The organism is Acinetobacter sp. UBA3025, from assembly GCF_002367915.1.
GTDB lineage: Bacteria > Pseudomonadota > Gammaproteobacteria > Pseudomonadales > Moraxellaceae > Acinetobacter.
This window is the reverse complement of record NZ_DFDO01000104.1, coordinates 1-6,743: the sequence shown is the minus strand read 5'-3', so window position 1 is coordinate 6,743 and position 6,743 is coordinate 1. Positions and strand designations below refer to the sequence as shown.

The window sequence follows — 6,743 nt, the reverse complement described above, 5'->3', positions numbered from 1 at the left end:
GATGATGAGTCACTGATAGAGCGCTTGGATGAGGATGCTGATTTCATCGTCTTAGGTGAAAGTGAAGCAACGACGAAGGGTTCATATGATGCACCTGCCACCGCTGACTTACTCGCACTGATAGAAGATGAATTGTTATTGTTGATGCCGCTGTCTCCTAAGCATGACGTTTGTGAGCATAAGCATCAACCTGCCGCAGAAGAAGTTGTTGAAGAAAAACGGGATAATCCGTTTGAAGTTTTGGCAGCTTTGAAGGGTAAACTTAACTAATTTTTGTGTTATACTCATGCGTATAAGACAATCGAATTTGTTCTGATCCATTTTTTCGATATTTGTAAGGAGCCATCATGGCCGTTCAGCAAAACCGTAAAAGTCGCTCTCGCCGTGACATGCGCCGTTCACATGACGCTTTAACTGAGAATGCATTAACTGTAGACCAAACTACTGGTGAAACTCATCGTCGTCACCACGTATCTAAAGATGGTATCTACCGTGGTCGTCAATTATTCGCTAAAGCATCTGCTGAATAATTGATGATGTATTAAGCGTTAAAGCTTAGTAGAAAAAATGGGAGCGTTAAGCTCCCTTTTTTTATGCCTGATTTTATGTTCAGGTTTTGCGGCCATCATGTGAAGTCGCGGTTTTTGTTGTATTTGGCAATTACCCAAGCCAAAATTACGTGTTAAATTGCGCTCCACAATGGGTAAGGTGATCTGATCGGCCAATTTTTAGGTCTAAGAAAAGATTCGCACCTCTTGAATGAAAGGATTTTATTTATGTCTGCTAAACAACTCGAACAAGCAGCTCAAGCAACTAAAACTGCATTTGTGTTCCCAGGCCAGGGTTCACAAAAAGTCGGCATGCTCGCTGAACTTGCAGAACAGTTTAGTGGTATCCGCAATACATTTGCTGAAGCATCTGAAGCGGTGGGTTTTGATCTGTGGCAGATTGCACAGACGGGTGAAGGTCTGGATCAAACCGAATTTACTCAACCGGTACTATTAACAGCATCCATTGCTTTATGGCGTGTATGGTTAGAGTTGGGTGGGGTAGCACCAAAATATATGGCGGGCCATTCACTCGGTGAATATAGCGCGTTAGTTGCAGCGGGTGCTTTAAGTCTGGGTGATGCAGTCAAGCTGGTGAACCTGCGTGGTAAGTTGATGCAAACTGCTGTACCTCAAGGCGTAGGTGCAATGGCGGCGATTCTGGGTCTGGATGATGCCAAAGTGATTGAGCTTTGTGCACAAGCAACAGCAGCAGGCGAGGGTTCAGTTGAAGCAGCCAACTATAATGCTCAGGGTCAAGTCGTAGTTGCTGGTAATAAAGAACGTGTAGAAGCCGTGATGGCACTGGCCAAAGAAAATGGCGGCAAGGCGATTGCACTGCCAGTTTCAGTGCCTTCACATTGTTCACTGATGAAACCTGCCGCTGAGCAGTTCGCAACAGCTTTGGAACAAACTGCCATTGAGATGCCACGCATACCTGTATTACAAAATGTAGGCGCAAAAGCAGCTGCGGACGTGAGTGAGCTTCGTCAGGCTTTGACTGAGCAGCTGTATGAGTCAGTACAATGGACTAAAACACTACAATTCCTTCAAGATGAAGGCGTTGAGTACATTGTAGAATGTGGCCCAGGTAATGTACTGGCCAATATGGCAAAACGTTTACCAAATATCGAAAAAGCACTTCCATTAGATACTCAATCTCGTCTGGAAGATGCGCTTAACACCGTATTGGTGGCAGAAGGGAAAATTGCATGACACAGGAACGTAAAGTTGCCTTGGTGACAGGTGCAAGCCGCGGCATTGGTGCTGCAATTGCACAACAATTAATTCAAGACGGTTATTTTGTCGTAGGTACTGCAACTTCTGAAGCGGGTGCAGAGAAACTTAACGTACAATTTGCTGAACATGGTGCCGGTAAAGTTTTAGATGTACGTGATGGTGCTGCGATTGATGCACTGGTCAGCGATATTGAGCAAAACTATGGTCCTGTGCTGGTACTGGTGAATAATGCGGGTATTACCAAAGACAATCTGTTATTGCGTATGTCGGAAGACGACTGGGATGATATTTTAAATATCCATCTGAAAGCTGTTTATCGTCTTTCTAAACGTGTGTTGAAAGGTATGACCAAAGCGCGTTTCGGCCGTATCATTAATATCAGTTCTGTGGTGGCGCATTTTGCTAACCCAGGTCAGGCGAACTATTCAGCTGCCAAAGCAGGTATTGAAGCATTTGGTCGCAGTCTGGCTAAAGAAATGGGTAGTCGTCAGATTACAGTCAATGCTGTTGCACCTGGCTTTATCGCGACTGAAATGACTGAACAGTTAAGTGAAGAAATTCGCAAGAAAATGAGTGATCAAGTGGCTTTAAACCGTTTAGGTGATCCACAAGATATCGCGAATGCCGTAAGTTTCCTGGCATCGGACAAAGCCAGTTACATTACAGGTACAGTCATTCACGTTAATGGTGGTTTATACATGAGCTAAACGGCACATGTATTAACTTTCCAAATTTTATAGATTCAATTAAACTAACGGCATTAAAAACGCCACAAGCAATGAGGAGAATTCCTGTGAGCGATATCGAACAACGCGTTAAACAAGCGGTTGCAGAACAACTTGGTATCAAAGTCGAAGAGATTAAAAACGAAGCATCTTTCATGGATGACTTAGGTGCTGACTCTCTAGACCTAGTTGAACTTGTTATGTCTTTCGAAAATGACTTCGACATCACTATTCCTGATGAAGATTCTAACGAAATCACAACTGTTCAATCTGCTATTGACTATGTTACTAAAAAACTTGGTTAATGCTGATTTTCAGCTTTGCTGAACCTAAAAACCACCGCAAGGTGGTTTTTTTGTGCCTGTAGAATAGATATAGGGTGATTTTACAATCGATAACCTTTTGCTTACCAATGACTAACTTTATATCTGCTGCTTTCCTTGTACAAATAAGAATGATCTGATGAATAACAAGAATGGAGTGCACTATGGGTCTTTTTGATTTTGTAAAAGGCATTGGTAAAAAGAACACTGCAGCTGCGGAGCCACAACAAACACCGGCAGCAACTCAACAGGCACCTGCCGCTGCACCTAAAGCAGCATCGGCTGAACCTTCTGCACAGGAAATAGCGAACAAATTATTAGGCCATGTCAAAAGCCTAGGACTGCCAATTACAGGATTGTCGATCAGCTATAACTCAACCTCAGATCTGGCAACCGTACGCGGACAGGTACAAAGTCAGGCGGATCGTGAAAAGATTATTTTAGCAGTAGGAAATGTTGATCATGTCGCTAAAGTGGATGACCAGCTGACTGTGGCGAATCCGGAACCTGAAAGCAAGTTCTATACGGTTAAATCGGGTGATACCTTATCTAAAATTTCGAAAGAATTTTATGGTGATGCCAACCAGTACAACAAGATTTTCGAGGCAAATCGCCCTTTACTGAAAAATGCGGATGATATTTTCCCGGGTCAGGTAATACGTATTCCTGCCTAGTTTTAGATAATCATCAATATAAATTAATAAAATTTTATTTTAAACTTATCTAATTCAGATAAACGGTTCACAACAAAGCCCCTTATGGGGTTTTGTTGTATCTACCACTTGAACCCTTGTCAGAATTAGATTCCTACATCCAGATATGAACTTTCCTTTACTTCTTCCATCACCACATAACTATGTGAGGAAGCAGAAGATGGGAGCTTTTTTAATAAATCCCCAAGCAGACGCCGGTAAGCACTCATTTCCTTTAGGCGTGCTTTCACCAGATAATCAAAATCTCCCGAGATCAGATGACATTCCAGCACTTCAGGAATTTCGCTTAAGTCACGCGCGACCTGTTCAAATACATCACCGGATTTGGCAGAAAGTTTGATTTCCAGAAACACTAACAGGTTCTTTTCCAGCTTTTCCGGATTGAGCCGGGCATGGTAACCCATGATGACCCCATCCCGTTCCAGTCGCTTGACCCGCTCGGAACAAGGTGTGGTGGAGAGGTTGACTCGGGAGGCAAGTTCACTAATGGCAATGCGTCCATCGCGCTGCAGGATATCTAAAATCATGCGATCAATGCGGTCTAATTTACGCATCTATTATTCCCTTAATTTTTAAAAATGACGCGAAAAATCTAGTGAATTTGCTGAATATATCAGCTTAAAACAGTGAAATTCACTATTGATCCAAAAATATACTGGTGAAATAAACTATAAACGTCATTGAGGGTAATGTCATGCGCGTAATTGTATTAGGTGGTGGTGTCATTGGTGTAACAAGTGCCTACTATCTTGCGCAGCAGGGAGCAGAAGTGACTGTCCTTGACCGTCAGGCAGGTCCAGCTGAAGAAACTAGTTTTGGTAATGCAGGCCAGATTTCTCCTGGTTATTCGACACCGTGGGCAGCACCTGGCATTCCATTTAAAGCAGTGAAATGGATGTTCCAGCATCATGCACCATTGGCGATTAATGTTGATGGTAGTCTGTGGCAGTTACAGTGGATGGCCCAGATGCTGAAAAACTGTAATGCCCAGCATTATGCAGTGAATAAAGAACGTATGGTGCGGGTCGCTGAATATAGCCGTGACTGTTTACGTAATCTACGTCGTGATATCGGCATCTCTTATGAAAACCGTTCTAAAGGAACCTTGCAGATTTTCCGTAAGGAAGCACAGCTCGATGCAGTGCAACGTGATATCGAAGTGCTGAAAGAAACCGGCGTGGATTTTGAGTTGCTGGATCGTGAGCAGCTAGCCAAAGTTGAACCGGCACTGGCAGAAGCTAAAGATAAACTGGTGGGTGGTTTGCATCTGCCAAATGATGAAACTGGTGATTGCTACCTGTTTACCAATGCGCTGGCCAATTACGCCAAAGGCATGGGCGTACAATTCAAGTTTAACCAGCATGTTGAAAAACTGCTATTTGAAGGCGACCAGATCAAAGGTGTACTGGTCAATGGTCAGGTGTTGACCGCAGATAGATATGTGCTGGCTTTCGGCAGCTATTCCCGTGATTTTCTGAAGCCGCTACATCTGGATCTGCCGGTGTATCCAGTCAAAGGTTATTCATTGACCATTCCAATTGTGGATCAGACTCATGCACCACAATCGACTGTGCTGGATGAAACTTACAAGATTGCATTGACTCGTTTTGATCAGCGCATCCGTGTCGGTGGTATGGCAGAGTTGACAGGCTTTAATTTGGGCCTGAACGAAGATCGCCGTGCAACCTTGGAAATGGTCACTCGTGACCTGTTTCCGGGCGGCGATATGGCTCAGGCCAGTTTCTGGACCGGCTTACGTCCAATGACCCCGGATAGTACGCCAATCATTGGACCAACACGCTTTAATAACCTGTTCCTAAATACTGGACACGGTACCCTAGGTTGGACCATGGCCTGTGGTTCAGGAAAGCTGATCAGTGATCTGGTACTGGGTCAAGCACCTGAGATTAGTACTGAAGGTTTATCACTGAATCGTTATCAGCAGGTTGCTTAAGCTTTTAAGGATTATCATTTTCAGGGAAGAAATTTATGCCACGTCCAATACACGCGGTGATTCATCAACAGGCATTGCAACATAACCTGCAAGTTGCACGTTCCTGCGCACCTCAAAGCCAGGTCTTTGCAGTGGTTAAAGCTGATGCCTATGGGCACGGTATTGAGCGGGTTTATCCCGCATTAAAAAGTGCTGATGGTTTTGCCTTTCTGGATCTTACTGAAGGAAAGCGTTTGCGTGCCTTATGCTGTGACAAACCCTTATTGTTACTGGAAGGCATTTTTGGCCTTGAAGATTTATTCGACTGCGCCAAGTACGGGATAAGTTTTGCAATTCATGCCCAGCATCAACTGGAATGGTTAAAAACCTTTGTCGACTTACAACCAGACGTACAGTTTGATGTTTTTTTAAAAATGAATAGCGGAATGAACCGACTGGGTTTTTTACCTGAGCAGTATCGTGTCGCTTTTCAGGAATTAAAAAATATTAAGCAAGTATGCTCCATCAGTCATATGACACATTTTTCCGATGCGGATGGCATGCGCCTTGGACAGGAAGGTATTGAACATCAACAGCTGGTCTTTACCGAAACCATTCAAAATCTGCCGGGCAAAACTTCACTCAGTAATAGTGCTGCCATTCTGCGTCATCATCAGCATATACAGTCAGACATTGTACGTAGCGGCATCATGCTTTACGGCAGCTCACCTGACTATCCCGCCCATACGATTGATCACTGGAACTTAAAGCCGACCATGAGTCTGCGTAGCGAACTGATCGCGATTCAGCAGGTTCGGGCAGGAGACAGCATTGGTTATGGCTCTACTTTTATAGTTGAGCAAGATATGCAGATTGGAATTGTGGCCTGTGGTTATGCGGATGGTTATCAGCGAATCACACAAACTGGAACACCAGTTTTGGTAGATGGGATTCGAACCCAAACGGTCGGTCGCGTCAGTATGGATATGCTGGCGGTTGATCTAGGTTCTGTACCTGATGCGCAGATTGGTAGCGAAGTTGTGCTGTGGGGACAATCCATACACGGCACAGTATTGCCGATTGATGAAGTGGCCGCGGGTTCGGGTACGGTTGGCTATGAGCTGATGTGTGCCATTACTCAACGTGTGCCCGTGCAGATTGAAAGCTAAAGATTAAACAAATATTAAAAATAAGAGAGGATAAAATTAGGACGGAAAATGCAGATATTCAGAGTTTGAACAGCAATCAGGTCATGAGAGCTG

General features: G+C 44.1%; 8 protein-coding genes and 1 pseudogene. 8 read left to right on the top strand and 1 reads right to left on the bottom strand.

What is annotated here, in order from left to right; translation table 11 throughout:
* The 6 genes and pseudogenes from B4J23_RS04395 to lysM form a co-directional block, all read left to right on the top strand.
* Window positions 1-270 (top strand): annotated as a pseudogene (locus B4J23_RS04395) (hypothetical protein); the annotation flags it as partial.
* Window positions 271-347: 77 nt separating this feature from the next.
* Complete coding sequence (gene rpmF / locus B4J23_RS04390; RefSeq protein ID WP_004783304.1) at window positions 348-530, top strand: 50S ribosomal protein L32; 183 nt, start codon at window positions 348-350, stop codon at window positions 528-530.
* 246 nt (window positions 531-776) lie between these two features.
* Entirely contained in the window at window positions 777-1,763 is a 987-nt protein-coding gene (gene fabD, locus B4J23_RS04385; RefSeq protein WP_125278771.1) for an ACP S-malonyltransferase, read from the top strand.
* Window positions 1,760-2,494, top strand: coding sequence for a 3-oxoacyl-ACP reductase FabG (fabG, locus tag B4J23_RS04380; protein WP_159123542.1), 735 nt, complete (start codon window positions 1,760-1,762; stop codon window positions 2,492-2,494). The genes fabD and fabG overlap by 4 nt, the downstream gene beginning before the upstream one ends.
* Window positions 2,495-2,580: 86 nt before the next feature.
* The gene (gene acpP / locus B4J23_RS04375) at window positions 2,581-2,817 is read left to right on the top strand and encodes an acyl carrier protein (protein ID WP_004783299.1); all 237 of its coding nucleotides are present in this window, start codon (window positions 2,581-2,583) and stop codon (window positions 2,815-2,817) included.
* Window positions 2,818-2,999: 182 nt separating this feature from the next.
* Window positions 3,000-3,509, top strand: a complete 510-nt coding sequence (gene lysM / locus B4J23_RS04370) for a peptidoglycan-binding protein LysM (RefSeq protein WP_291358870.1) — start codon at window positions 3,000-3,002, stop codon at window positions 3,507-3,509.
* Between the two features lie 125 nt (window positions 3,510-3,634).
* On the opposite strand, the gene B4J23_RS04365 is transcribed toward lysM, so the two are convergent.
* Complete coding sequence (locus B4J23_RS04365) at window positions 3,635-4,102, bottom strand: Lrp/AsnC ligand binding domain-containing protein (RefSeq protein WP_291358868.1); 468 nt, start codon at window positions 4,100-4,102, stop codon at window positions 3,635-3,637.
* A 140-nt stretch (window positions 4,103-4,242) separates the two neighbouring features.
* On the opposite strand from B4J23_RS04365, the gene B4J23_RS04360 reads away from it, so the two are divergent.
* Both B4J23_RS04360 and alr read left to right on the top strand, forming a co-directional pair.
* Entirely contained in the window at window positions 4,243-5,502 is a 1,260-nt protein-coding gene (locus tag B4J23_RS04360; protein WP_005234282.1) for a D-amino acid dehydrogenase, read from the top strand.
* 35 nt (window positions 5,503-5,537) lie between these two features.
* Window positions 5,538-6,650, top strand: a complete 1,113-nt coding sequence (gene alr, locus B4J23_RS04355) for an alanine racemase (protein ID WP_291358866.1) — start codon at window positions 5,538-5,540, stop codon at window positions 6,648-6,650.
* The last annotated feature ends 93 nt before the right edge of the window (window positions 6,651-6,743 follow it).

Coding starts and splice junctions, on each gene's coding strand:
- rpmF (WP_004783304.1), top strand. CDS start 348: ATGGCCGTTCAGCAAAACCGTAAAAGTCGCTCTCGCCGTGACATGCGC.
- B4J23_RS04365 (WP_291358868.1), bottom strand. CDS start 4,102: ATGCGTAAATTAGACCGCATTGATCGCATGATTTTAGATATCCTGCAG.
- B4J23_RS04360 (WP_005234282.1), top strand. CDS start 4,243: ATGCGCGTAATTGTATTAGGTGGTGGTGTCATTGGTGTAACAAGTGCC.
- alr (WP_291358866.1), top strand. CDS start 5,538: ATGCCACGTCCAATACACGCGGTGATTCATCAACAGGCATTGCAACAT.
- fabG (WP_159123542.1), top strand. CDS start 1,760: ATGACACAGGAACGTAAAGTTGCCTTGGTGACAGGTGCAAGCCGCGGC.
- fabD (WP_125278771.1), top strand. CDS start 777: ATGTCTGCTAAACAACTCGAACAAGCAGCTCAAGCAACTAAAACTGCA.
- lysM (WP_291358870.1), top strand. CDS start 3,000: ATGGGTCTTTTTGATTTTGTAAAAGGCATTGGTAAAAAGAACACTGCA.